The organism is Streptomyces sp. NPDC058307 (assembly GCF_042880295.1).
Lineage (GTDB): Bacteria > Actinomycetota > Actinomycetes > Streptomycetales > Streptomycetaceae > Streptomyces.
In genome coordinates this window covers 58,333-80,863 of sequence record NZ_JBHVYZ010000007.1, presented here as the reverse complement: position 1 = coordinate 80,863, position 22,531 = coordinate 58,333, and the positions used below count along the sequence as shown (strand labels likewise).

Here is a 22,531-nt window from a genome sequence, read left to right as displayed (position 1 = left end):
GGCGGGCCTGGCACGATGTCAGGGTGACCGCTCCGTTGACGCCTCCTCCGCCGCCGCACGAACCGTCCTCGCACGAATCGTCCTCGCACGACGCGTGGCAGACCCCGCATGCCGGCTACGCGGCCCCTGCCGAGCCCGGCTACGGGCACGGCGGGCCCGGGATGATGACCGAGCTGCTGGAGGGCTTGGTGATCATGCTCGCCGTGGCGCTCGGCGGGGCACTGCTCGGGGTCCTGTGGTGGTGGCTGGCGCCGCATGTGCCGCTGGTCGGGGACGTGGACGGGCAGGGGAACTGGGTCGTCTATCTCAAGGACACCGAAGGGGAGCAGGCGGTGGGCGTGGACGGGACGCTCACTCTGCTGGCCCTGGCCTTCGGTTTCGTCAGCGCGCTCGTGGTGTTTCTGTGGCGGCGCCGGGGCGGGGTGCCGCTGGTGGTGGGACTGGCCGTCGGGGGAGTGCTGGGATCCCTGCTCGCGTGGCGGGTGGGGACGTGGCTCGGACCCTCGTCCGATGTGCTCGCCCACGCGAAGGCGGTGGGCAAGGGAGTCACCTTCTCCGCGCCGCTGAAGCTGGGGGCGAAGGGGGCGTTGCTCGCCTGGTCCTTCGCCGGTCTCGTCGTGCATCTGGGGCTGACGGCGCTGTTCGGGCCCCGGGACCCCGAGCCGGTGTACGGGGCGGGGGTTCCGGGGGACGGGTACGGGGCGCCTGTGCGGTAGGGGATGTTTCTCGCCCCCGCCGCCCCTACCCTCCCCAGGGGCTGCCGCCCCTTCGACCCCGCCGGGTGGTTGTGCCCCGGGCTCCCGGCCCGTCCCCTCAGGGGCTGCTGCCTCAGGGGCTGCCGCTCCTTCTCCCCCGCCGGGTGGCTGCGTCCCGGGCTCCCGGCCCGTCCCTTCAGGGGTTGCCGCCCTTCCACCCCGCCCGGTGGCTGTGCCCCGGGCCCCCGTCGGCCCTGAAGGGGCCCCTTGTCCTCAAGCGCCGCACGGGGGCTGAGTGCGCCTGCCCGGGATGGAGCCGCGGCGTTCTGTAGCGGCTTTACGCCGGGCGTCTGCCGGGGTTGGAGCGGCCCTTCTTCGTGCGCCATATGCGCTTGCGTGTTCTCTTCGACATGCCCCTTCTGCTTGGTCCAGGAAGAAGCGCCCGTCGAGGGGTCACGCGCGGGCGATGGGCGCCAGGACCGCGTTGGTGAGGCGGGCCAGGTCCTTCGGCGCGAGTTCGACCTCCAGGCCGCGGCGGCCGGCCGAGACGCAGATCGTGTCGTGGGTGGCGGCGGACGCGTCGAGGACCGTGGGGAGTCTTTTGCGCTGGCCCAGTGGGGAGATGCCGCCCCGGACATAGCCCGTGGTGCGTTCGGCGAGCGTCGGGTCCGCCATCGCCGCCCGCTTGCCGCCCGCGGCCGTCGCCAGGGCCTTCAGATCCAGGGAGCCCGCCACCGGGACCACCGCCACCGTCAGCGCGCCGTCCACGTCCGCGACCAATGTCTTGAAGACGCGGTCCGGGGAGACTCCCATCGCCTCGGCCGCCTCCTCGCCGTAGGAGGGGTGGGAGGGGTCGTGTTCGTAGGCGTGCACGGTGAAGGGCACGTCCGCCGTGGTCAGGGCCACGGTCGCGGGGGTACCGCCCGGCTGCTGCTTCTTCGACTTCTTCGCCATCTGACGGGTTCCGGCCTCAGTTCATACTCGTCGGGCCGCGCGTCAGCTCAGACGCCGGCAACGACGGAAGATTACGGATGATCGCCGTCTCCGCGCGCAGGAGTTTCAGTTCGTCGCGCAGGCGGGACGCGGTGTCCGGGGCCTGGAGCAGGCGCTGCTTGGTGGGGATGTCCAACATCATCGCGGCGGCCACCAGGTAGGAGACCACCGACGGTTCGTCCGGGAGTTCCGTGCCGGACGCCAGGGAGCGTTCCCGGGCCCCCGCCAGGCGCTTCTGGTACTGGAGGAAGGCCCGCAGGACCCCTTCCGCCAGCGGCCCCGACTCGTCGCCCGCCTCCTCCGGCAGCTCCTCCAGCTCGGCCGTCAGATAAGGGCCCGACGCGTCGACGGACACCAGGCGAACCCGGGTCGTACCCGTCGCCAGGACCTCGAACGTGCCGTCCGCCCGCTCCCGTACGGTCGCCGCGTCCGCCACGCAGCCCACCGCGTGGAACGCCTTGAGCGGATCGTCTCCGAAACCGGCCGCGGGGCCGCCGTCGGGCACGGCCGTCCGGTCCGGCAGGCCGGGGGCGCTGGGCGCCACCTCGTGGCCGTCCCGGATCGCCACGACGGCGAACCGACGCGGTTCCTCCTCGGGGGTCTTCAGCAGTTCGCGCATCATGGCGCGATAGCGCTCCTCGAACACGTTCAGAGGAAGCACGAGCCCCGGGAACAGTACGGAGTTCAGGGGGAAGAGCGGGAGCCGCACGGTGGTCACGGCGCCAAAGCCTAATGGCCCCAGGAGCGGACACGTCCCCGGTGCTCACTCCGTGGATGGATCAAGGCATGCCGCCGGACCTCCTCACGGACCTCCAGGAAGCGCCCCAGCGGGTCCTCGGACTCCCGGCTCCACGGGAACGAGGTCGCGTACGGGCCGAGCATGCGCAGCTGATCCAGGGCGTCCGTCCAGCGGCCGAGGCGGACCAGCACGAACACCAGCTTGTTGCGGATCTCGGCCGGCCAGGGGTCGGCCGCCGCGAACGTGGCGGACAGCTCGATCGCCCGGTCGGCCGCCGCGTCCAGCCGCTCGCGCGGCACCGCGTCTCCGCCGGCCTCGGTGAGACAGGCGAGCGCTGCCCGCGCGGGCAGCGCCTGGATGAGGGAGCCGGGCGGGGCGTCCTGCGCGGCCCGGTCGGCGAAGTCGAAGCACTCGCGGTACGAGCCGCGCCAAGAGGCGGCCAGATAGCGCAGGGCGGCGACATGGCAGCCGTAGTGGAGCGGGGCGCGCCTTAGGGCCGCCTCCCACAGCTCCCCGAAGTAGGTGTGCCCGGCCTGCGAGCCGCGTGCGTGGTCCAACGCGATCCGCCACGGCACCGGGTCGCGGTCCTCGCCGCGCGCCGCGGCCGTGATCAGCGGGCTCACCTCGCGCAGCAGCTCCGTGCGGGCTGGTGAGTCCCATGCGCGGTCCACCGCGAGCTGGGCGCCCAGGAGCAGCTGGTCCGGGTCGTACGGGGCTTCGGCGCGCCAGGCGTCGTACCACTCGGGGCGCGAGCGGGCGAAGACGGAGAGGCGTCGGACGTACCGGTCGCGCAGCTCCCAGTCGGCGTCCTCGCGGGTCGCGCGGAGCAGCTCGGCCGCGCGCCCGTGGCCGCCCTGTCCGGCGGCGACCAGCGCGGGGCCGAGCCGGTCGTCGGGTACGTCGAGCAGGACCTCGTTGTCGGCGGGCAGCCCGCCGGTGAGGTACGCGGGCATCCGTGACGCGCGGATGAAGGGGGGCAGCAGAGCCATGGTGTCGACCATTGAAAGTCGGCGGGTCGAGGCTGCGCCAGTGCGAACGTGCAATTCGTGGAAAGTTGTATGTCGCAGGGTCAAAGGACGGTAAAAAGATGACCGTTCAACAACTCTCTGACCTGCGGTCTCACCGGTCCCTACCGGCGCCCTGCCGATTTCTTCACAAGGCCGGTCAGTTCCGCCGCAGCAGCCTCGAGGCCCCCGCCGCCACGGTGGTCGCCAGGATCCAGCCGAGCAGGACCATCGCCGCCGCCAGCCACTGCCAGCCGCCGCGCAACTGCCAGAACCCCACCTGCCCCAGATCGATCACCGGAAGCAGCAGGTCGAGAGCGAACAGGGCGGGATTCCAGGCCGGATGGTCGCCGCCCTTGAGCGGCGGATGGCTCGCGTGTGCGAACGCCATGGAGCTCGCGGCCCACAGCACCGCCATCCATACGGCGGCCCGCCCGGGCCGGTACCCGTAGGCGACCGTCCAGTCCTGCACGTATCCCCACAGCTTGGCGGCCGGCGGCAGGCTCTCGCGGCGCCGGCGCTGCTTGGCGAGCAGCACCTCGCGCGCGTCCTCGTCCTCGCCGCCGGCCCGCAGCACGGCGGCGAGCCTCTCGTACGGCTCCGGGTTGTACTCGGCGGTCGCGGCCGCCACCCACTCAAGCCGCTCGGCCAGCGGGAAGGGACCGTGCGGCACGAGGTTCTCGTAGACGAAACCGCCCATGTGCAGATTGCCGGGCCCCGGCCAGGCGCTCGCCCGGTCCACGAGGTTGCCGACGCGCGCGCCCGACAGCACCACCTTGCCGCGCTGCGGCCTCTCGCCGAGGAAGCGCAGCTCGGGCGCCTGGATGCGGCGCAGCGACAGCTCCTGCTCGTCGGTGAAGGTGAAGCGGGCCCGCTCCAGGTCCACGGCGTCCCCGAACCGCCCGTCGTCCAGCCGCACCCCGCCCTGGCACTCGAAGCGCTGGATCCGCGTCCCGCGCGCGGGAGTCGCTCCGCTGAGCATGGCGGCGCCGACGCCCGCGGGGGTCAGGTACAGCGTGCGCTCGACGGTCAGCTGGGGGGCGTTCAGCGCGAGCCGGGTGTACGGGTTGGTCAGCCGGGCGCCGCGCAGGCTCAGCGAGACGCCGATCGTCGCGCTGCGCAGGCTCAGCTCACCGTGCGACTCCAGCAGCTCGGCCTGCAGGTCCTGGCCCACGGTCATGCCGTCGGCGGCGATCGAACGGCCGCTGCGGTCGCGGTAGACGATCGCCTGGTTCATCAGCAGGTCGGTGCCGATGTGCGCGTCGGTCAGCCGTACGCCGTTGTGGAAGCGGCAGCGCGGCAGATGCAGATCGCCCTCCGTGTGCACCCGGGCGGCCTCCAGGCGCGGCACCGAGCAGTCCACGAACCGCGCGGTGGTGAAGCGGGCCTCCGGCAGCAGGACCTCCCGCTCGAAGCGGCAGCCCTTCAGCTCCACGTACGGCACCACGGTGCCGCCCGCGAGGTCCAGGGTGCCGCTGATCTGCACGCCGGTGAGCTTCAGGGACGACACCCGGCCCGCGAGCGCGGGCGGACCGTCCAGGAGCAGCCAGCACACGATCCGCGCGCGTACCGTCCGCTCGGGGCCCCAGGGGTGCCCGCCGTGCGGATCGTCGACGACGGTGTCGCCGCTGCTCAGGTCGTACACGGTGCCGTTGCGGAAGGCCTGCCACATGCCGGCCTCGGCGGCGGTCAGATCGTCCGGCAGGTCCCCGCTGCGGATGCCGGCCCCCTCGGTCACGGTTCTTCCAGCTCCTCGGTCACTTGTGATGCGTACAGCCGTTCATGCCCGCTGAGTAACCCACTGAACGCTAGACGTGAGGGGGATCTTCGGGGTTGCGTATCAGCCATTGGAATGCGCGAACGGGTCCTGACGAGGGTCTGAGAGAATTGGGACCGTGATCTCCCGAATCGATCTGCGCGGCGACGCCCTCCCCGAGGGCCCCGCCCTGCGCGACCTGCTGCCCCGAGCCGACTTCGACGTCTCGGCCGCCCTGGAGAAGGTGCGTCCGATCTGCGAGGCCGTGCACCATCGGGGCGACGCGGCGCTGATCGACTTCGCCGAGAAGTTCGACGGCGTGCGCCTTGAGCAGGTGCGGGTGCCCGCGAAGGCCCTCACGCGCGCGTTGGAGGAGCTCGACCCCGCCGTCCGCGCGGCCCTGGAGGAGTCCATCCGCCGCGCCCGTATCGTCCACCGCGAGCAGCGCCGTACAGACCGCACGACCCAGGTGGTGCCCGGCGGCAGCGTGACCGAGAAGTGGGTGCCGGTCGACCGGGTCGGGCTGTACGCGCCGGGCGGCCGGTCGGTCTACCCGTCCTCCGTGATCATGAACGTGGTGCCCGCGCAGGAGGCGGGGGTGGAGTCCATCGCGCTCGCCTCGCCGGCCCAGGCCCCCGCTTTTGAAAATGACCCGGCCGGCGGCCTCCCGCACCCGACGATCCTCGCCGCGTGCGCCCTGCTCGGCGTCGACGAGGTCTACGCCGCCGGTGGCGCGACCGCCGTCGCGATGTTCGCCTACGGCACCGAGTCCTGCCCGCCCGCCAACATGGTCACCGGCCCCGGCAACATCTGGGTCGCCGCCGCCAAGCGTTACTTCACCGGCAAGATCGGCATCGACGCCGAGGCGGGACCGACCGAGATCGCGATCCTCGCGGACTCCTCCGCCGATCCCGTCCACGTGGCCTCGGACCTGATCAGCCAGGCCGAGCACGACCCGCTGGCCGCGGCCGTCCTGGTCACCGACTCCGTCGAACTCGCGGACGCCGTCGAGAAGGAGCTGGAGCCGCAGGTCGCGGCCACCAGGCACATCGAGGACCGGATCGTGCCCGCCCTGAAGGGCAGGCAGTCCGCGATCGTCCTCGTCGACGGCATCGACGAGGGACTCAGGGTCGTCGACGCGTACGGCGCCGAACACCTGGAGATCCAGACGGCCGACGCCGCCGCGGTGGCCGACCGGGTCCGCAACGCGGGCGCGATCTTCATCGGCCCCTGGGCGCCGGTCTCCCTCGGTGACTACGCCGCCGGGTCCAACCACGTGCTCCCGACCGGCGGCTGCGCCTGCCACTCCTCCGGACTGTCCGTGCAGTCCTTCCTCAGGGGCATCCACATCGTCGACTACACGAAGGACGCGCTGGCCGAGGTCGCGCATCACGTGGTCACGCTGGCGGAGGCGGAGGACCTGCCGGCCCACGGGGCGGCGATCAAGGCTCGGTTCGGTTGGAAGGTACCCGGTCAGTGACTTTCGGCATCGACGATCTCCCCGTACGGGACGAGCTGCGCGGCAAGTCCCCCTACGGCGCGCCCCAGTTGGACGTCCCCGTACGGCTGAACACCAACGAGAACCCCTACCCGCTGCCCGATGAGCTGGTCGAGCGCATCGCCGAGCGCGTCCGCGAGGCCGCCCGCGACCTCAACCGCTACCCGGACCGGGACGCGGTCGAGCTGCGCACCCGGCTCGCCGAGTACCTCACCGACACCTCGGGGCACGAGGTGGGCCTCGCCAACGTCTGGGCGGCGAACGGCTCCAACGAGGTCATCCAGCAACTGCTGCAGACCTTCGGCGGACCGGGTCGTACGGCGATCGGCTTCGAGCCGTCGTACTCGATGCACGGCCTGATCGCGCGGGGCACCGGCACGGGCTGGATCTCGGGTCCCCGCAACGAGGACTTCACTATCGACGTCGAGGCGGCCGTGCGGGCGATCGCCTCCCGCAAGCCGGACGTCGTCTTCATCACCACCCCCAACAACCCCACCGGCAACGCGGTCCCACCCGAGACGGTCCTCGCGCTGTACGAGGCCGCGCAGGCGGCGAAGCCCTCGATGGTCGTAGTGGACGAGGCGTACATCGAGTTCAGCCATGGCGACTCGCTGCTGCCGCTCATCGAGGGGCGGCCGCAGCTCGTCGTCTCGCGGACCATGTCCAAGGCGTTCGGGGCGGCGGGCCTGCGCCTCGGTTACCTCGCCGCGCACCCGGCGGTCGTGGACGCCGTCCAGCTCGTACGGCTGCCCTACCACCTGTCGGCCGTCACGCAGGCGACCGCGCTGGCCGCCCTGGAGCACACCGAGACGCTGCTCAAGTACGTCGAGCAGCTGAAGGCGGAGCGGGACCGGCTGGTGAGCGAGCTGCGCGCGATCGGCTTCCAGGTCGTGGACTCGGACGCCAACTTCGTGCAGTTCGGGCTCTTCGACGGCGAGGGCGGCTCCCACGCCGCCTGGCAGAAGATCCTCGACCAGGGCGTCCTGGTCCGGGACAACGGCATTCCGGGGTGGCTGCGGGTGTCCGCCGGAACCCCCGACGAGAACGACGCGTTCCTCGACGCGGTCCGTGAGTTGAAGAAGGAGCAGAGCACATGAGCCGCGTAGGACGTGTGGAACGAGTGACCAAGGAGACCTCGGTCCTGGTCGAGATCGATCTCGACGGGTCCGGCAAGGTCGACGTGTCGACGGGCGTCGGCTTCTACGACCACATGCTCGACCAGCTCGGCCGGCACGGTCTGTTCGACCTGACCGTGAAGACCGAGGGCGACCTGCACATCGACTCGCACCACACCATCGAGGACAGCGCCCTCGCGCTCGGCGCCGCCTTCAAGCAGGCGCTCGGCGACAAGGTGGGCATCTACCGCTTCGGCAACTGCACGGTTCCCCTGGACGAGTCCCTCGCGCAGGTCACCGTCGACCTGTCCGGCCGTCCGTACCTCGTGCACACCGAGCCCGAGAACATGGCGCCGATGATCGGCGCCTACGACACCACGATGACCCGGCACATCCTGGAGTCCTTCGTGGCCCAGGCGCAGATCGCGCTGCACGTGCACGTGCCGTACGGGCGCAACGCCCACCACATCGTGGAGTGCCAGTTCAAGGCGCTCGCCCGGGCCCTGCGCTACGCCTCCGAGCGTGACCCGCGCGCGGCGGGCATCCTCCCCTCCACGAAGGGCGCGCTGTGACCGGCCTGTCGACCCTCCTGATCGTCGTCGGCCTCTTCCTGGCCGGCGGCATCTACTCCTTCGTCAAGCAGCAGATGCCCAAGGGACTCATCGTGCTGCTCTCCATCGCCGCCGGGATGTGTCTCGTCGCCGGTGTCATGAGGCTGGAGGTGTGGAATTGAGTGCTCCGTCCTCGAAGAAGGTCGTCGTCTTCGACTACGGCTTCGGCAATGTGAGGTCCGCCGAGCGCGCCCTCGCGCGCGCGGGCGCCGACGTCGAGATAACACGCGACTACGACAGGGCCATGAACGCCGACGGCCTGCTGGTGCCCGGCGTCGGTGCCTTCGCCGCCTGCATGAAGGGCCTGCGCGAGGCCCGCGGCGACTGGATCATCGACCGCCGGCTGTCCGGCGGGCGCCCGGTCATGGGCATCTGCGTCGGTATGCAGATCCTCTTCGCGCGCGGCATCGAGCACGGCGTGGAGAGCGAGGGCCTCGACGAGTGGCCCGGCTCGGTCGAGCCGCTCAAGGCCGACATCGTGCCCCACATGGGCTGGAACACCGTCGACGCGCCGGCCGGCTCCCGGCTGTTCGCCGGCCTGGACGCCGACGCCCGCTTCTACTTCGTGCACTCCTACGCCGTCCAGGACTGGTCGCTGGAGACGCACAACAAGGCGATGACGGCTCCCAAGGTCACCTGGTCGACCCACGGCGAGCCCTTCGTGGCCGCGGTGGAGAACGGGGCCCTGTGGGCCACCCAGTTCCACCCCGAGAAGTCCGGCGACGCCGGTGCGCAGCTCCTCACCAACTGGATCGGAACACTGTGAGCAAGCTCGAACTGCTTCCCGCCGTCGACGTCCGCGACGGCCAGGCCGTCCGCCTCGTGCACGGCGAGTCCGGGACCGAGACGTCGTACGGCTCCCCCCTGGAGGCCGCCCTGTCCTGGCAGCGGGCGGGCGCCGAGTGGCTGCACCTGGTCGACCTCGACGCGGCGTTCGGCACCGGCGACAACCGGGAGCTGGTCCGGCAGGTCACCGAGGCGATGGACATCAAGGTGGAGCTGTCCGGCGGTATCCGCGACGACGCCTCGCTGGCCGCCGCCCTCGCCACCGGCTGCACCCGGGTCAATCTCGGCACCGCCGCCCTGGAGAGCCCGGAGTGGGTCGCCAAGGTCATCGCCGAGCACGGCGACAGGATCGCGGTCGGTCTCGACGTACGCGGTACGACCCTCAAGGGCCGCGGCTGGACCAGCGAGGGCGGTGACCTGTACCAGGCGCTGGAGCGGCTCGACAAGGAAGGCTGCGCGCGGTACGTCGTCACCGACATCGCCAAGGACGGCACGCTCCAGGGCCCGAACCTGGAACTGCTGCGCAACGTCTGCGCGGCGACCGACCGCCCGGTGGTGGCCTCCGGCGGGGTGTCCTCGCTGGAGGACCTGCGGGCCATCGCCGAGCTGGTTCCGCTCGGTGTCGAGGGGGCCATCGTCGGGAAGGCGCTGTACGCGAAGGCGTTCACCCTGGAAGAGGCCTTGGAGGCGGTGGCTCAGTGAGCGATCTGCGACGCGTTGCGACCGGTGCGCCCTGGGAGGAGACCTTCGGGTACTCCCGGGCGGTGGAGCTGCCCAACGGCCTGGTGCTGGTCTCCGGCTGCACCTCGGTGGTGGACGGTGAGATCGTCGCGGGCGATCCGTACGAGCAGACGGTCAACTCCTTCAACGTCGCGTTCGCGGCCCTGAAGGAGCTGGGGCTCGGCCGGGACGACGTGGTGCGCACCCGCCTGTACCTCACCCACGCCCGGGACGTCGACGAGGTCGGACGCGCTCACAAGGAGCTGTTCGACGCCGTCCGGCCCGCCGCATCCATGATCATCGTCTCCGGCTTCGTGGACCCCAGCCTGGTCGTCGAGGTCGAGGTGGAGGCGTTCCGAGGAGACACCGCAGCATGACCCTCGCCGTACGAGTGATCCCCTGCCTGGACGTGGACAACGGCCGGGTCGTCAAGGGCGTCAACTTCCAGAACCTGCGCGACGCGGGCGACCCCGTCGAGATGGCCAAGGTGTACGACGCCGAGGGCGCCGACGAACTGACGTTCCTGGACATCACCGCCTCCTCCGGCAACCGCGAGACGACCTACGACGTGGTGCGCCGCACCGCCGAGCAGGTCTTCATCCCGCTGACGGTCGGCGGCGGTGTCCGCACGGCCGAGGACGTGGACAAGCTGCTGCGGGCCGGGGCGGACAAGGTGGGCGTGAACACCGCGGCCATCGCCCGCCCCGACCTGATCCGTGAGATCGCCGAGCGGTTCGGCCGACAGGTGCTGGTGCTGTCGGTGGACGCGCGGCGCACCCCTGAGGGCTCCTTCGAGGTCACCACCCACGGTGGCCGTCGCGGCACCGGCATCGACGCCGTCGAGTGGGCGCACCGGGCCGCCGAGCTGGGCGCCGGTGAGATCCTGCTCAACTCGATGGACGCGGACGGCACCAAGGACGGCTACGACCTGGAGATGATCGAGGCCGTCCGCAGGCACGTGACCGTCCCGCTGATCGCCTCCGGCGGCGCGGGCAAGCTGGACCACTTCCCCCCGGCCGTCGCGGCGGGCGCGGACGCGGTGCTGGCGGCCTCGGTGTTCCACTTCGGCGATCTGCGGATCGGTGAGGTGAAGGAGACGCTGCGGGGGGCGGGGCACCCGGTTCGCTGAACCACCAAGATGCGAAAGAGAAGTTGCGCAAAATCTGTTGTGCAACTTTTCTTTCGTATCTATGGTCGAGGGCATGGCAAGCACAGAGAACCGCCGGATCAAGGACGTCGGAACCCTCAAGGCGCTGGCCCACCCGCTGCGGGCGAACCTCTACCGGCTGTTGTTCATCAAGGGCGTCGCCACCGCCTCACAGCTCGCGGAGAGCGTGGACGAGGCCGTCTCGCTCGTCAGTTACCACCTGCGCAAACTCGCCGAGCACGAACTCGTCGAGGAGGCCGAGCCGCAGAGCGGGGACGGCCGAGAGCGCTGGTGGCGGCCCGCGTCCGACGGGGTGAGCATCCACGACGAGGACTTCCGCGGTGAGCCCGGCAAGGCGGCCGCACACATGGCGGCCACCCGGCTCTTCCACGAGCAGCGCGCCGACCTCTACCGGCGCTATCTCGACGAGCGGGCCACCTGGGGCCCGGAATGGAATGCCGCGGCCCCGGACAACGAGTCGTGGCTGCGCCTGACCGCGAGCGAACTGGGCGAGCTCCGCGCGGAATGGGAAGCCCTGGTCGGCAAGTACGACGAGAAGGGCCGCTCGGCCGAGGCCGCCGGCGACACCGAGGGACGTGAGGACGTCGCGCTGTTCGTGTACGGATTCCCGTTCCGCGCCTGACGTCCGGAGAGGACACCTTCCCGTGACCACCACGCACACGGCCCCGCCCACCGCCCCCGAACTGCCCGCCCACCGCGACGCCAACGTCCTGCGCTGGCTCGCCGCCTACACCGCCTCGATGACCGGCGACAGCGTCTACTACATCGCCCTGTCCTGGGCGGCCGTACAGGCCGGCTCACCCGCGCAGGCGGGCGTGGTCATGGCGGTGAGTGCCCTGCCGCGGGCGCTGCTCATGCTGGGCGGCGGAGTGATCGCCGACCGTCTCGGGCCGCGCAGAGTGGTCATCGCGAGCGACGCGGTGCGCTGTGCGGCCGTGCTCGCGGTGGCGGGGCTGCTGTTCCTCACCAGCCCGGGGCTGTGGCCGCTGGCCGTGCTCGCCCTGGTCTTCGGGACCGTCGACGCCGTGTTCATGCCGGCCGTGGGCGCCCTCCCCGCGCGCGTGACGAGTCGCGGACAGCTCGCGCGCGTGCAGGGCATGCGGGGACTCGGCATCCGGTTCGCCAGTGTGGTCGGCGGACCGCTCGGCGGACTCGCGGTGGCGCTCGGCGGAGCGGCGGCCGCCTTCACCTTCGCGGGGCTGCTCATCGCGGTCTCGGTGCCGCTGCTGGTGGCCGTACGGATACGCGAGCTGCCCGCCGACGGCAAGGGGAGCGGTGGCACCGCCTGGCGTGATCTGAAGGGCGGCCTGGCCTACATCCGCCGGCACCGTGTCCTCGCCCCTTTGATGCTGGCCATCGCCTTCGGCGACCTCGGGTTTGTCGGCCCCCTCAACGTGGGACTGACGCTGCTCGCAGAGGAGCGCGGCTGGGGCGCCTCCGGGATGGGCTGGGTGCTCGCCGGGTTCGGTGTGGGCGCGGGCACCGCCTCCCTGCTGCTGACCGTGCGTGGCCGGCTGCCGCACGCCGGCCAGGTGGCGGCCTACGCCATCCTCGCCGGATCGGTCGCCATCGGCTCCCTCGCCTACGTGCCGTCCGTCCTCGCGGCCGTCGGGGTCGCCCTGCTGGTCGGGCTGCTCGCCGGGCTCAGCGGGGCGCTGTGCGTCGCCCTGCTCCAGACCCAGGCCGACTCCGCCTACCTCGGTCGTGTCACCGCCGTCTCCGGACTGGTCAGCCTCGGCTTCGCCCCGCTGAGCATGCCGCTGTCCGCCGCCGCCATCGGCACCTGGGGCACTGGGCCGGTCTTCGTCGTCAGCGCGATGGTGTGCGGGCTCGGCGGGGTCGTCGCCCTCGGCGCAGGGAACCTGCGCCGCGCCGAACTCCCCGCCTGAGCCGTCAGATCCCGAGCTCCTTCGCCTCGTGCAGCTTGGCGATCGCCTCCTTGTCGCCGTCCAGCTCCACCTTGGCCGCGCTCTGCCGGCCGTACAGGAACAGCAGGAGCTCCGACGGCTCGCCGGTCACCGTGACGACCGGTGTGCCCCGGTGCGCGACCGCCGTCTGGCCGTCCGGGCGGCGCAGCACCAGCCCGGTGGGCGCGCCGCGCCCCATCAGCCGGGCGGTGCGCTCCAGACGGGACCACAGGGCGTCCTGGAAGACGGAGTCCAGCTCGCGCGGTGTCCAGTCGGGGCGGGCCCGGCGGACGTCCTCGGTGTGGACGTAGAACTCCACCGTGTTCGACAGCTCCTCGACCTGCTTGAGCTGGAACGGCGAGAAGCGCGGCGGGCCGGTGCGGATGAGCTGGATCAGTTCCTCGTAGGGCTTCTCGGAGAACTCGGTCATCACCCGGTCCAGGCGGGACGCGAGCTGCTTGATCAGCAGGCCGCCGGCGGCGTCGGGTCGGCGCTCGCGCACCACCACGTGGGCGGCGAGGTCGCGGGTGAGCCAGCCGTCGCAGAGGGTGGGGGCGTCCGGGCCCTCGGCCTCCAACAGATCGGCGAGCAGAAGTCGTTCACGCTTGGCGAAAGTCGACATGCAGTCAGAGTACGACCGCGTGACGGGTCCGCACAGTGGACACCACGCCGGGCTTGTCAGTGGCGCGCGGCACAATGGCCCCATGACCAGCACGCCCTCACCCAGCAACCTCGACCCGGAGATCGCCGCGCGTCTCAAGCGCAGCACCGACGGGCTCGTCCCCGCCATCGCCCAGCAGTACGACACCGGTGAGGTGCTCATGCTCGGCTGGATGGACGACGAGGCGCTGCACCGCACGCTGACCACCGGCCGCTGCACCTACTGGTCGCGCAGCCGCCGGGAGTACTGGGTCAAGGGCGACACCTCCGGCCACTTCCAGTGGGTCAAGTCCGTCGCCCTCGACTGCGACGCCGACACCGTGCTGGTCAAGGTCGACCAGGTCGGCGCCGCCTGCCACACCGGCGCGCGGACCTGCTTCGAGGCGGACGTGCTCCTCGAGGACGGCGCTGGTTCCGGTACCGCCGCCTCGGATCAGTAAGGTCAGCCGCCATGGACCTCGAGACCTTCCGCAAGCTGGCCACCGACCGCCGTGTCATCCCCGTCACGCGCAAGCTCCTGGCCGACGGCGACACCCCGGTCGCCCTCTACCGCAAGCTCGCCGCCGAGCGCCCCGGCACCTTCCTGCTGGAGTCCGCTGAGAACGGCCGTTCCTGGTCCCGCTACTCCTTCGTGGGTGTGCGCTCGGCCGCGACCCTGACGGCGCGTGACGGCCAGGCGCACTGGCTCGGCACCGCACCGGTCGGCGTCCCCGTCGACGGCGACCCGCTGGCCGCCCTGCGCGCCACCATCGAGGCCCTGCACACCCCGCACCAGGAGGGCCTGCCGCCCTTCACCGGAGGCATGGTCGGCTACCTCGGCTACGACATCGTCCGCCGCCTGGAGAAGATCGGCCCCGGCGAGCGCGACGACCTGAAGCTCCCCGAGCTGACCATGCTCCTGACCAGCGATCTCGCCGTCATGGACCACTGGGAGGGCTCGGTCCTGCTGATCGCCAACGCGATCAACCACAACGACCTCGACACCGGTGTGGACGAGGCCCACGCGGACGCGGTGGCCCGCCTGGACGCCATGGAGGCGGACCTGTCCCGCGCGGTGGCCCAGCCCCCGGCGGTCCTGCCGCCCTCCGAGCTGCCCGAGTACACCGCGCTCTGGGGCGGCCCCGACTTCCAGGAGGCCGTCGAGGACATCAAGGAGCGCATCCGGGCCGGCGAGGCGTTCCAGGTCGTCCCCTCCCAGCGCTTCGAGACGCCGTGCACGGCAAGCGCGCTGGACGTCTACCGGGTCCTGAGGGCCACCAACCCCTCCCCGTACATGTACCTCTTCCGCTTCGACGGCTTCGACGTCGTGGGCTCGTCCCCCGAGGCCCTGGTCAAGGTCGAGGACGGGCACGCCATGGTCCACCCCATCGCCGGCACCCGGTGGCGCGGAGCGACCCCGCAGGAGGACCAGGCCCTCGCCGACGAACTGCTCGCCGACCCGAAGGAGCGTGCCGAGCACCTGATGCTGGTGGACCTCGGACGCAACGACCTGGGGCGCGTCTGCGAGCCCGGCTCGGTCGAGGTCGTCGACTTCATGTCCGTCGAGCGGTACTCCCACGTGATGCACATCGTGTCGACCGTCACCGGCAAGGTCGCGCCCGGCCGTACCGCCTTCGACGTCCTGACCGCCTGCTTCCCCGCGGGCACCCTCTCCGGTGCCCCCAAGCCCCGCGCGATGCAGATCATCGACGAACTGGAGCCGTCCCGGCGCGGGTTGTACGGCGGCTGCGTCGGCTACCTCGACTTCGCGGGCGACTCCGACACCGCGATCGCGATCCGTACGGCCCTCCTGCGCGGCGGCACGGCCTACGTCCAGGCGGGCGCCGGCATCGTCGCCGACTCCGACCCGGTCGCCGAGGACACCGAGTGCCGCAACAAGGCGGCGGCGGTCCTGCGGGCGGTCCACACGGCGAACCGGCTCGGCGCGTAGGGCCTTTCGGCGCCGAATGGGGCGCTTCTCACGGAACCCCGGGTCACCGTCCGCCCGGGGTTCGGGTGATAGTGGGGTACGTGACTGCCGTACCCCACCCCCGTTCCGAAGCCGCCGGACCCGCCAGGGCCGGACGTCTGAGTCTCGCCGTCGCCCTGATGTGCGGCGCGCTCGGCGCCGCCGTGGCGCTGCTGGCCACCCGCCAGCAGTGGTCCGAGGGCACCGCGACCGTGGCCGGCGGCGCCTTTCCCCTGACCGCCAAGGGCAGTGACGTCACCGGCGTCCCCGCCGCCCTGGCCATAGTGGGCCTCGCCGCGCTCGTCGCCGTCTTCGCCGTCCGCAAGGCGGGACGCCACCTGGTCGCCGCGCTGCTCGCGCTCTCCGGCGCGGGAATCGTCGTCGCCGCGCTGGTCGGGGCGGGCGATTCGTCCGCGCTGGACGAGCAGGCCGCCCAGGCCTCCGGCGACACCTCGGCGACGGTCGCCTCCCTTTCGCACACCGCCTGGCCGTACGTCGCCGTGGTCGGGGGCGCGCTGATCCTTCTGGCCGGGCTGCTCGCCCTGCGGTACGGCCGGCTGTGGCCCGCGATGTCCGGGCGCTACGAGCGGGACGGGGCGCCCCGGGTCCGTCGTAAGGCCCCCGTCGTGGACCCTGACCGGCCCGAGGACATCTGGAAGGCGCTCGACCGAGGAGAAGACCCGACGGGGGCGTAGCGGCCGCCCGCGAAGCGCGACCCCGGATCACTTCGTGCCCTCGCGTGCGGGACAATGACTTCGAGCGTCCGGCTCAGACATGTACTTCAGCACCTAGGAGCAAGCAATGGCGGGCAGCAGCCACGGTCACACCCCGGCCGCCTGGACCGGTGTCACTATCGCCTTCATCGGGTTCTGCGTCGCGGGCGCCTTCATGGTGATGGCCCAGCCGGCGGGCTTCTGGGCCGGTATGGCGATCGTGGTCGTCGGCGGTGTCGTCGGCTGGATCATGAGCGCGATGGGGATGGGCATGCCCAAGGACGCCCACAAGCCGCTCGCCACCACGCAGCATCCCGAGGTCGAGACGGCCGAGGCCAAGAGCTGACGCGCGGAGAGCTTCGTGGAGGGGCGGCCCGGCGAGAGCGCCGGGGCCGCCCTTCACGCGTACGTGGGGACCGGCAGGGCACAATGCGAGGCGTGAACGCCGACACCCAGCGCGCACCCCGGCTCACCGGGCTCGCCGTCCCGGGCGGCATCCTCGCTGCCGTCGCCGGGGCCTTCGCGTACGTGGGGACCGTGGACCCCAACCAGCCCGGGCACTACCCCGTCTGCCCGCTCTACCGGATCACCGGCCTGTACTGCCCCGGCTGTGGCGGACTGCGCAGCGCACACGCGTTCGTCCACGGCGACTTCCTGGCCGCGCTCCAGGACAACGCGATGGGCGTGGTGGGCTATCTGGGCTTCGCCGTGCTGTGGACCGTCTGGGTGGTCCGCACGGTGCGCGGCCGGCCGCTGAAGCTCGGCCTCGGGCCGGTGCACCTGTGGACGGCGGGGACATTGCTGCTGGTCTTCACGGTTGTCCGGAACCTGCCGTTCGGTGGCTGGCTTCATCCTTGATCGGCTGGCGAAGGTCCAGTATGGGGGCGCCTCCCGCCCGAGCATGCGAAGCTTGTTCGAGGGTGGCGGAGGGACTGGCGTCAACCGGATGCGAGGGGTACGCCGTCCTGCGGATACCATCGCAGTGACCACCTCTTTTTCATCGGTCGCTGGAACTGTCAACCGTCTGGAAGGGGGCCGCTCGCGTGAGTGTGCTCGACGAGATCATCGACGGAGTCCGTGCCGACCTCGCGGAACGGCAGGCGCGCGTCAGCCTCGACGAGCTCAAGGAGCGCGCGGCGAAGGCTCCTGCGGCCAAGGACGGCGTGGCCGCCCTGCGCGGCGACGGCGTCAAGGTCATCTGCGAGGTCAAGCGCTCCAGCCCCTCCAAGGGCGCGCTGGCCGCGATCGCCGACCCGGCGGGCCTCGCCGCCGACTACGAGGCGGGCGGCGCCGCCGTCATCTCCGTCCTCACCGAACAGCGCCGCTTCGGCGGCTCGCTGGCCGACCTGGAGGCCGTTCGCGCGCGGGTGGACATCCCGATCCTGCGCAAGGACTTCATCGTCACGTCGTACCAGCTGTGGGAGGCCCGGGCCTACGGCGCCGACCTCGCACTGCTCATCGTCGCGGCCCTGGAGCAGCCCGCCCTGGAGTCCCTGATCGAGCGCGCCGAGTCCATCGGGCTCACCCCGCTCGTCGAGGTCCACGACGAGGACGAGGTCGAGCGCGCGGTGGACGCCGGAGCGAAGATCATCGGTGTCAACGCGCGCAACCTCAAGACCCTCGAAGTGGACCGCGGCACGTTCGAGCGGCTCGCCCCAGAGATCCCCGCCCACCTGGTCAAGATCGCCGAGTCCGGCGTCCGCGGCCCGCACGACCTGATCGCCTACGCCAACGCCGGCGCCGACGCGGTCCTGGTGGGCGAGTCCCTGGTGACGGGCAAGGACCCGAAGACGGCGGTGTCGGACCTGGTCGCGGCGGGCGAGCATCCCGCACTGCGGCACGGCCGCGGCTGATCTTTCGCTAGAGTTGACGCCGATGACTCTCACCGTGACGACCGTGGACCGGTACGCCCGCCTGGCGCGTGGCTGCCGTCCCCGAGGCTGCCGTGCCCCCGCCCGCCGGGTGCACGGCCGCCGCGTCAGGTATGTCATCGGTGACGAACCTGGACAGGTGAACGGCCGTCGATGGCAGCGCGCCCTATAGGGGCGCGGGGAACTGCGCGACAAGCCGCAGACGACCTTTCGTCGTCGGACAAACCCCGCCCCCACGGCGAATAGTGTCTTTTCAACGCACTCACCGTGAGGTATTGCCATGCCCAGCGAGTTCTTCATCCCCGACCCCGACGGTCAACTCCCCAGTGCCGAAGGCTACTTCGGCGCGTTCGGCGGCAAGTTCATCCCGGAGGCCCTCGTCGCCGCCGTGGACGAGGTCGCCGTCGAGTACGACAAGGCCAAGCACGACCCCGAGTTCGCCCGTGAGCTCGACGACCTGCTGGTCCACTACACCGGCCGTCCCAGTTCGCTCACCGAGGTCCCCCGTTTCGCCGCCGAAGCCGGTGGCGCCACGATCTATCTGAAGCGGGAAGACCTCAACCACACCGGCTCCCACAAGATCAACAACGTGCTCGGTCAGGCCCTGCTCACCAAGCGCATGGGCAAGACCCGGGTGATCGCGGAGACGGGCGCCGGCCAGCACGGCGTCGCCACCGCCACCGCCTGCGCCCTCTTCGGTCTCGAGTGCACGATCTACATGGGCGAGATCGACACCCAGCGCCAGGCCCTCAACGTGGCCCGGATGCGCATGCTGGGCGCCGAGGTCATCGCCGTGAAGTCCGGCAGCCGCACGCTGAAGGACGCCATCAACGAGGCCTTCCGCGACTGGGTCGCCAACGTCGACCGCACGCACTACCTCTTCGGCACGGTCGCCGGACCGCACCCCTTCCCGGCCATGGTCCGCGACTTCCACCGGGTCATCGGCGTCGAGGCCCGCCGCCAGCTCCTGGAGCGCGCCGGCCGACTGCCCGACGCGGCCATCGCCTGCGTGGGCGGCGGTTCGAACGCCATCGGCCTGTTCCACGCCTTCATCCCGGACACCGCCGTACGCCTCATCGGCTGCGAGCCCGCCGGGCACGGCGTGGAGACCGGCGAGCACGCGGCCACCCTGACCGCGGGCGAGCCCGGCATCCTGCACGGCTCCCGCTCCTACGTCCTCCAGGACGAGGAGGGCCAGATCACCGAGCCGTACTCCATCTCGGCCGGTCTGGACTACCCGGGCATCGGCCCCGAGCACTCCTACCTCAAGGACTCCGGCCGCGGCGAGTACCGCGCGGTCACCGACGACGCGGCCATGCAGGCCCTGCGCCTGCTCTCGCGCACCGAGGGCATCATCCCGGCCATCGAGAGCGCCCACGCGCTGGCCGGCGCCCTGGAGGTCGGCCGGGAGCTCGGCAAGGACGGGCTGATCGTCGTCAACCTGTCGGGCCGCGGCGACAAGGACATGGACACGGCCGCACGCTACTTCGGCCTGTACGACACCGACGCCGCCGTCGCGGCGGACGAGGCCGGCAGCGGCGCCGAGATCGAGGGGGACGCGAAGTGAGCGGGAACATTCAGCTGCTGTCGGACACCCTCGCCGGCGCCAAGGCCGAGGGACGGTCCGCGCTCATCGCCTACCTCCCGGCCGGGTTCCCGACCGTGGACGGCGGCATCGAGGCGATCAAGGCCGCCTTCGACGGCGGCGCGGACGTCGTCGAGGTCGGTCTGCCGCACAGCGACCCCGTCCTCGACGGCCCCGTCATCCAGACCGCCGACGACATCGCCCTGCGCGGCGGCGTCAAGATCGCGGACGTCATGCGGACGGTCAAGGAGACCTACGAGGCCACCGGGAAGCCGGTGCTCGTGATGACGTACTGGAACCCCATCGACCGCTACGGCGTCGAGCGCTTCACCGCCGAGCTCGCCGCGGCGGGCGGCGCGGGCTGCATCCTGCCGGACCTGCCGGTGCAGGAGTCGGCGCTGTGGAGGGAGCACGCGCACAAGCACGGGCTCGCCACGGTCTTCGTGGTCGCGCCCAGCAGCAAGGACGCGCGCCTCGCCGAGATCACCGCGGCCGGCAGCGGATTCGTGTACGCCGCCTCGCTGATGGGCGTCACGGGCACGCGTGAGTCGGTCGGGGCGCAGGCCCAGGACCTCGTCGAGCGCACCCGGGCCGCCGATGCCGGGGCAGCTCTGCCCGTCTGTGTCGGGCTCGGGGTCTCCAACGCCGCACAGGCCGCCGAAGTGGCCGGCTTCGCCGACGGCGTGATCGTCGGCTCGGCCTTCGTGAAGCGGATGCTGGACGCGCCCGACGACAAGGCCGGCGTCGAGGGCGTCCGCGCGCTCGCCGGCGAGCTGGCGAAGGGCGTGCGCCGACAGGCGTAGTCGGCCGTACGCCTGTCACGGCGGTGTGACGGAAACTGCGGTCACTCGAACGGGTGGACCTGGGACCGGGGAGGCGCGGTGCGCCTCCCCGGTTCGTTCTGCGGGTGTGAGCGAGAAGAACCGTGAGGGAAAGCGCACCGCCCGGGAGCGGCTGGCGGAGGAGCGCGCGAGGCAGAAGACCGCGGACCGGCGGCGCCGGATGCTGATCGTGGGCGCGAGTGTGGTGTGCGTCCTCGGTCTCGCGGCGGTGATCGGCGTCGTCGCGGCCAACGCCGGCAAGGACAAGGACAAGAGCGACGGCTCGGGCCCGGTCGTGGCGCCCTCGGGAGCCAATGGCCAGGACAGTCTCGCCATCCCGGTCGGCAAGGAGGGCGCCAAGTCGACGCTGGTCGTCTGGGAGGACTTCCGCTGCCCGGCCTGCAAGGCCTTCGAGACGGCGTACCGCCCGGTCGTCCACGAGCTCACCGAATCCGGGCAGCTCAAGGTCGAGTACCACCTGGCGACGATCATCGACGGCAACATGGGCGGCACCGGCTCCCGCAACGCGGCCAATGCCGCGGCCTGCGCCCAGGACGCCGGGAAGTTCCCCGGCTATCACGACGTGCTCTACGAGAACCAGCCCGAGGAGACCGACGACGCCTTCGCCGAGAACAGCAAGCTCCTCGAACTGGCGAAGAAGGCCGACGGGCTCGACACCCCCGCCTTCCGTGCGTGTGTGGAGAAGGGCACCCACAACAGCTGGGTCGAGAAGTCCGCGGCGGCCTTCCGCAACGGCGGCTTCAGCGGGACACCGACGGTCCTGCTGAACGGCAGGAACATCTACCAGGACCGGACGATGACGCCGGCGAAGCTGAAGCAGCAGGTACAGGAAGCGGCCAAGGGGTAAGGATTTCAGGCCCGCCTGTTATGGACCCGTTGCCGGACCGCCTGCCGTGGGTCCGGCCGGGCAGGGTAGCGTCGACCCTGCCATGGAACTTGCCTACATTCCCAGCCCGTCGCGCGGGGTCATCCACCTCGGTCCCATCCCGCTGCGTGGCTACGCGTTCTGCATCATCATCGGCGTCTTCGTTGCCGTCTGGCTCGGCAACAAGCGCTGGCTCGCCCGGGGCGGGCGAGTCGGCACAGTGGCCGACATCGCGGTCTGGGCCGTGCCGTTCGGACTGCTCGGCGGCCGCCTCTACCACGTGATCACGGACTACGAGCTGTACTTCAGCGAGGGCCGTGACTGGGTGGACTCCTTCAAGATCTGGGAGGGCGGCCTCGGCATCTGGGGCGCGATCGCGCTCGGTGCGGTGGGCGCGTGGATCGGCTGCCGCCGCCGGGGCATCGCGCTACCGGCCTACGCCGACGCCATCGCCCCCGGCATCGCCCTCGCACAGGCCATCGGTCGCTGGGGCAACTGGTTCAACCAGGAGCTGTACGGCAAGCCGACCGACCTGCCGTGGGCCCTGCACATCACGTCCTCCACGGACGGCCGGGTACCGGGCTACTACCACCCCACCTTCCTGTACGAGTCGCTGTGGTGCGTCGGCGTCGCCCTCCTCGTCATCTGGGCCGACCGCCGCTTCAAGCTGGGACACGGCCGGGCGTTCGCGCTGTACGTCGCCGCGTACTGCACGGGGCGCGGCTGGATCGAGTACATGCGCATCGACGACGCCCACCACATCCTGGGGGTCCGGCTCAACGTCTGGACCGCGATCGTCGTGTTCGTGCTCGCGGTGACGTACTTCGTGCTGTCGGCGAAGAAGCGCCCCGGACGCGAGGAAGTCGTCGAGCCGGGCGCGGATGCCGCCGACGGCGAGGCCGAAGGAGCCGAGAAGTCCGACACCGACAAGAAGGCCGAGGCTGAGGCGGACTCCGACTCCGACTCCGGCGAGTCCGAGACCGGCTCCCGCGAGACGGCCGACGAGGCCGGGTCCGCGAAGAAGACCTGACGGTCGGTCGTAAGTCGACGAGGGC

Annotated in this window: 27 protein-coding genes; 22 read left to right on the top strand and 5 right to left on the bottom strand. The window is 71.4% G+C overall.

Annotation, left to right across the window (positions count from 1 at the left end; genetic code table 11):
- Positions 1-23: 23 nt before the first annotated feature.
- Entirely contained in the window at positions 24-716 is a 693-nt protein-coding gene (locus tag ACFVYN_RS07880; RefSeq protein ID WP_389994073.1) for an AAA family ATPase, read from the top strand.
- 432 nt (positions 717-1,148) lie between these two features.
- Here ACFVYN_RS07880 and ybaK read toward each other — a convergent pair whose 3' ends face one another.
- The 4 genes from ybaK to ACFVYN_RS07860 all read right to left on the bottom strand — a co-directional run bounded on the left by ybaK (position 1,149) and on the right by ACFVYN_RS07860 (position 5,169).
- On the bottom strand, positions 1,149-1,649 hold the full coding sequence (gene ybaK, locus ACFVYN_RS07875) for a Cys-tRNA(Pro) deacylase (protein ID WP_389994071.1): 501 nt from the start codon (positions 1,647-1,649) through the stop codon (positions 1,149-1,151).
- A 16-nt stretch (positions 1,650-1,665) separates the two neighbouring features.
- Positions 1,666-2,406: an LON peptidase substrate-binding domain-containing protein gene (locus ACFVYN_RS07870; protein WP_389994068.1), complete on the bottom strand. Its 741-nt coding sequence runs from the start codon at positions 2,404-2,406 to the stop codon at positions 1,666-1,668.
- A gap of 11 nt (positions 2,407-2,417) precedes the next feature.
- Entirely contained in the window at positions 2,418-3,428 is a 1,011-nt protein-coding gene (locus ACFVYN_RS07865; protein ID WP_389994065.1) for a hypothetical protein, read from the bottom strand.
- A gap of 163 nt (positions 3,429-3,591) precedes the next feature.
- Positions 3,592-5,169, bottom strand: a complete 1,578-nt coding sequence (locus ACFVYN_RS07860) for an oxidoreductase (RefSeq protein WP_389994062.1) — start codon at positions 5,167-5,169, stop codon at positions 3,592-3,594.
- A 157-nt stretch (positions 5,170-5,326) separates the two neighbouring features.
- Here ACFVYN_RS07860 and hisD point away from each other — a divergent pair, with 157 nt between their 5' ends.
- From hisD to ACFVYN_RS07810, 10 genes are all read left to right on the top strand, one after another.
- Entirely contained in the window at positions 5,327-6,667 is a 1,341-nt protein-coding gene (hisD, locus tag ACFVYN_RS07855; protein WP_389994059.1) for a histidinol dehydrogenase, read from the top strand.
- Positions 6,664-7,782, top strand: a complete 1,119-nt coding sequence (locus ACFVYN_RS07850; protein ID WP_389994056.1) for a histidinol-phosphate transaminase — start codon at positions 6,664-6,666, stop codon at positions 7,780-7,782. The genes hisD and ACFVYN_RS07850 overlap by 4 nt, the downstream gene beginning before the upstream one ends.
- Positions 7,779-8,372 (top strand): imidazoleglycerol-phosphate dehydratase HisB, encoded by a 594-nt coding sequence (gene hisB, locus ACFVYN_RS07845; RefSeq protein WP_356345762.1) that lies wholly within the window; start codon positions 7,779-7,781, stop codon positions 8,370-8,372. Before ACFVYN_RS07850 ends, hisB begins: the two co-directional genes overlap by 4 nt.
- Complete coding sequence (locus ACFVYN_RS07840; RefSeq protein WP_007381382.1) at positions 8,369-8,533, top strand: hypothetical protein; 165 nt, start codon at positions 8,369-8,371, stop codon at positions 8,531-8,533. Before hisB ends, ACFVYN_RS07840 begins: the two co-directional genes overlap by 4 nt.
- A complete protein-coding gene (gene hisH / locus ACFVYN_RS07835; RefSeq protein WP_389994054.1) occupies positions 8,530-9,177 on the top strand; it encodes an imidazole glycerol phosphate synthase subunit HisH in 648 nt (215 codons plus the stop codon). The genes ACFVYN_RS07840 and hisH overlap by 4 nt, the downstream gene beginning before the upstream one ends.
- Positions 9,174-9,899, top strand: a complete 726-nt coding sequence (priA, locus tag ACFVYN_RS07830) for a bifunctional 1-(5-phosphoribosyl)-5-((5-phosphoribosylamino)methylideneamino)imidazole-4-carboxamide isomerase/phosphoribosylanthranilate isomerase PriA (protein ID WP_389994051.1) — start codon at positions 9,174-9,176, stop codon at positions 9,897-9,899. The genes hisH and priA overlap by 4 nt, the downstream gene beginning before the upstream one ends.
- A complete protein-coding gene (locus tag ACFVYN_RS07825; protein ID WP_389994049.1) occupies positions 9,896-10,294 on the top strand; it encodes a RidA family protein in 399 nt (132 codons plus the stop codon). The genes priA and ACFVYN_RS07825 overlap by 4 nt, the downstream gene beginning before the upstream one ends.
- Positions 10,291-11,046, top strand: a complete 756-nt coding sequence (gene hisF, locus ACFVYN_RS07820; RefSeq protein ID WP_389994046.1) for an imidazole glycerol phosphate synthase subunit HisF — start codon at positions 10,291-10,293, stop codon at positions 11,044-11,046. The genes ACFVYN_RS07825 and hisF overlap by 4 nt, the downstream gene beginning before the upstream one ends.
- A 73-nt stretch (positions 11,047-11,119) precedes the next feature.
- Entirely contained in the window at positions 11,120-11,707 is a 588-nt protein-coding gene (locus ACFVYN_RS07815; RefSeq protein ID WP_389994043.1) for an ArsR/SmtB family transcription factor, read from the top strand.
- A gap of 22 nt (positions 11,708-11,729) precedes the next feature.
- A complete protein-coding gene (locus tag ACFVYN_RS07810) occupies positions 11,730-12,974 on the top strand; it encodes an MFS transporter (RefSeq protein WP_389994041.1) in 1,245 nt (414 codons plus the stop codon).
- Positions 12,975-12,978: 4 nt separating this feature from the next.
- On the opposite strand, the gene ACFVYN_RS07805 is transcribed toward ACFVYN_RS07810, so the two are convergent.
- Entirely contained in the window at positions 12,979-13,614 is a 636-nt protein-coding gene (locus tag ACFVYN_RS07805; RefSeq protein ID WP_389994038.1) for a TIGR03085 family metal-binding protein, read from the bottom strand.
- An 82-nt stretch (positions 13,615-13,696) separates the two neighbouring features.
- Between ACFVYN_RS07805 and hisI the strand changes: the two genes are divergently transcribed.
- The 11 genes from hisI (at position 13,697) to lgt (ending at position 22,506) form a co-directional block, all read left to right on the top strand.
- The gene (gene hisI, locus ACFVYN_RS07800) at positions 13,697-14,092 is read left to right on the top strand and encodes a phosphoribosyl-AMP cyclohydrolase (protein ID WP_389994035.1); all 396 of its coding nucleotides are present in this window, start codon (positions 13,697-13,699) and stop codon (positions 14,090-14,092) included.
- An 11-nt stretch (positions 14,093-14,103) separates the two neighbouring features.
- The gene (locus ACFVYN_RS07795) at positions 14,104-15,582 is read left to right on the top strand and encodes an anthranilate synthase component I (RefSeq protein WP_389994032.1); all 1,479 of its coding nucleotides are present in this window, start codon (positions 14,104-14,106) and stop codon (positions 15,580-15,582) included.
- Between the two features lie 71 nt (positions 15,583-15,653).
- Positions 15,654-16,295 carry a TIGR02234 family membrane protein gene (locus ACFVYN_RS07790; RefSeq protein WP_389994030.1) on the top strand — a complete coding sequence of 214 codons (642 nt, stop codon included), beginning with the start codon at positions 15,654-15,656 and terminating at the stop codon, positions 16,293-16,295.
- A 106-nt stretch (positions 16,296-16,401) separates the two neighbouring features.
- Positions 16,402-16,659 carry an HGxxPAAW family protein gene (locus ACFVYN_RS07785; protein ID WP_389994027.1) on the top strand — a complete coding sequence of 86 codons (258 nt, stop codon included), beginning with the start codon at positions 16,402-16,404 and terminating at the stop codon, positions 16,657-16,659.
- An 83-nt stretch (positions 16,660-16,742) separates the two neighbouring features.
- The gene (locus tag ACFVYN_RS07780; protein ID WP_389994024.1) at positions 16,743-17,171 is read left to right on the top strand and encodes a DUF2752 domain-containing protein; all 429 of its coding nucleotides are present in this window, start codon (positions 16,743-16,745) and stop codon (positions 17,169-17,171) included.
- A 185-nt stretch (positions 17,172-17,356) separates the two neighbouring features.
- Positions 17,357-18,166: an indole-3-glycerol phosphate synthase TrpC gene (gene trpC, locus ACFVYN_RS07775; RefSeq protein WP_389994021.1), complete on the top strand. Its 810-nt coding sequence runs from the start codon at positions 17,357-17,359 to the stop codon at positions 18,164-18,166.
- Positions 18,167-18,188: 22 nt separating this feature from the next.
- Complete coding sequence (trpM, locus tag ACFVYN_RS07770) at positions 18,189-18,356, top strand: tryptophan biosynthesis modulator TrpM (RefSeq protein WP_189947481.1); 168 nt, start codon at positions 18,189-18,191, stop codon at positions 18,354-18,356.
- 108 nt (positions 18,357-18,464) lie between these two features.
- Positions 18,465-19,751, top strand: a complete 1,287-nt coding sequence (gene trpB / locus ACFVYN_RS07765) for a tryptophan synthase subunit beta (RefSeq protein WP_389994017.1) — start codon at positions 18,465-18,467, stop codon at positions 19,749-19,751.
- Positions 19,748-20,572, top strand: coding sequence for a tryptophan synthase subunit alpha (gene trpA, locus ACFVYN_RS07760; protein ID WP_389994014.1), 825 nt, complete (start codon positions 19,748-19,750; stop codon positions 20,570-20,572). The genes trpB and trpA overlap by 4 nt, the downstream gene beginning before the upstream one ends.
- Positions 20,573-20,678: 106 nt before the next feature.
- Entirely contained in the window at positions 20,679-21,458 is a 780-nt protein-coding gene (locus ACFVYN_RS07755; RefSeq protein ID WP_389994011.1) for a DsbA family protein, read from the top strand.
- 82 nt (positions 21,459-21,540) lie between these two features.
- Positions 21,541-22,506, top strand: coding sequence for a prolipoprotein diacylglyceryl transferase (lgt, locus tag ACFVYN_RS07750; RefSeq protein ID WP_389994008.1), 966 nt, complete (start codon positions 21,541-21,543; stop codon positions 22,504-22,506).
- Positions 22,507-22,531 lie beyond the last annotated feature (25 nt).

Coding starts and splice junctions, on each gene's coding strand:
- ybaK (WP_389994071.1), bottom strand. CDS start 1,649: ATGGCGAAGAAGTCGAAGAAGCAGCAGCCGGGCGGTACCCCCGCGACC.
- ACFVYN_RS07865 (WP_389994065.1), bottom strand. CDS start 3,428: ATGGTCGACACCATGGCTCTGCTGCCCCCCTTCATCCGCGCGTCACGG.
- hisB (WP_356345762.1), top strand. CDS start 7,779: ATGAGCCGCGTAGGACGTGTGGAACGAGTGACCAAGGAGACCTCGGTC.
- hisF (WP_389994046.1), top strand. CDS start 10,291: ATGACCCTCGCCGTACGAGTGATCCCCTGCCTGGACGTGGACAACGGC.
- ACFVYN_RS07815 (WP_389994043.1), top strand. CDS start 11,120: ATGGCAAGCACAGAGAACCGCCGGATCAAGGACGTCGGAACCCTCAAG.
- ACFVYN_RS07805 (WP_389994038.1), bottom strand. CDS start 13,614: ATGTCGACTTTCGCCAAGCGTGAACGACTTCTGCTCGCCGATCTGTTG.
- hisI (WP_389994035.1), top strand. CDS start 13,697: ATGACCAGCACGCCCTCACCCAGCAACCTCGACCCGGAGATCGCCGCG.
- ACFVYN_RS07795 (WP_389994032.1), top strand. CDS start 14,104: ATGGACCTCGAGACCTTCCGCAAGCTGGCCACCGACCGCCGTGTCATC.
- ACFVYN_RS07785 (WP_389994027.1), top strand. CDS start 16,402: ATGGCGGGCAGCAGCCACGGTCACACCCCGGCCGCCTGGACCGGTGTC.
- ACFVYN_RS07780 (WP_389994024.1), top strand. CDS start 16,743: ATGCGAGGCGTGAACGCCGACACCCAGCGCGCACCCCGGCTCACCGGG.
- trpM (WP_189947481.1), top strand. CDS start 18,189: ATGACTCTCACCGTGACGACCGTGGACCGGTACGCCCGCCTGGCGCGT.
- trpB (WP_389994017.1), top strand. CDS start 18,465: ATGCCCAGCGAGTTCTTCATCCCCGACCCCGACGGTCAACTCCCCAGT.
- lgt (WP_389994008.1), top strand. CDS start 21,541: ATGGAACTTGCCTACATTCCCAGCCCGTCGCGCGGGGTCATCCACCTC.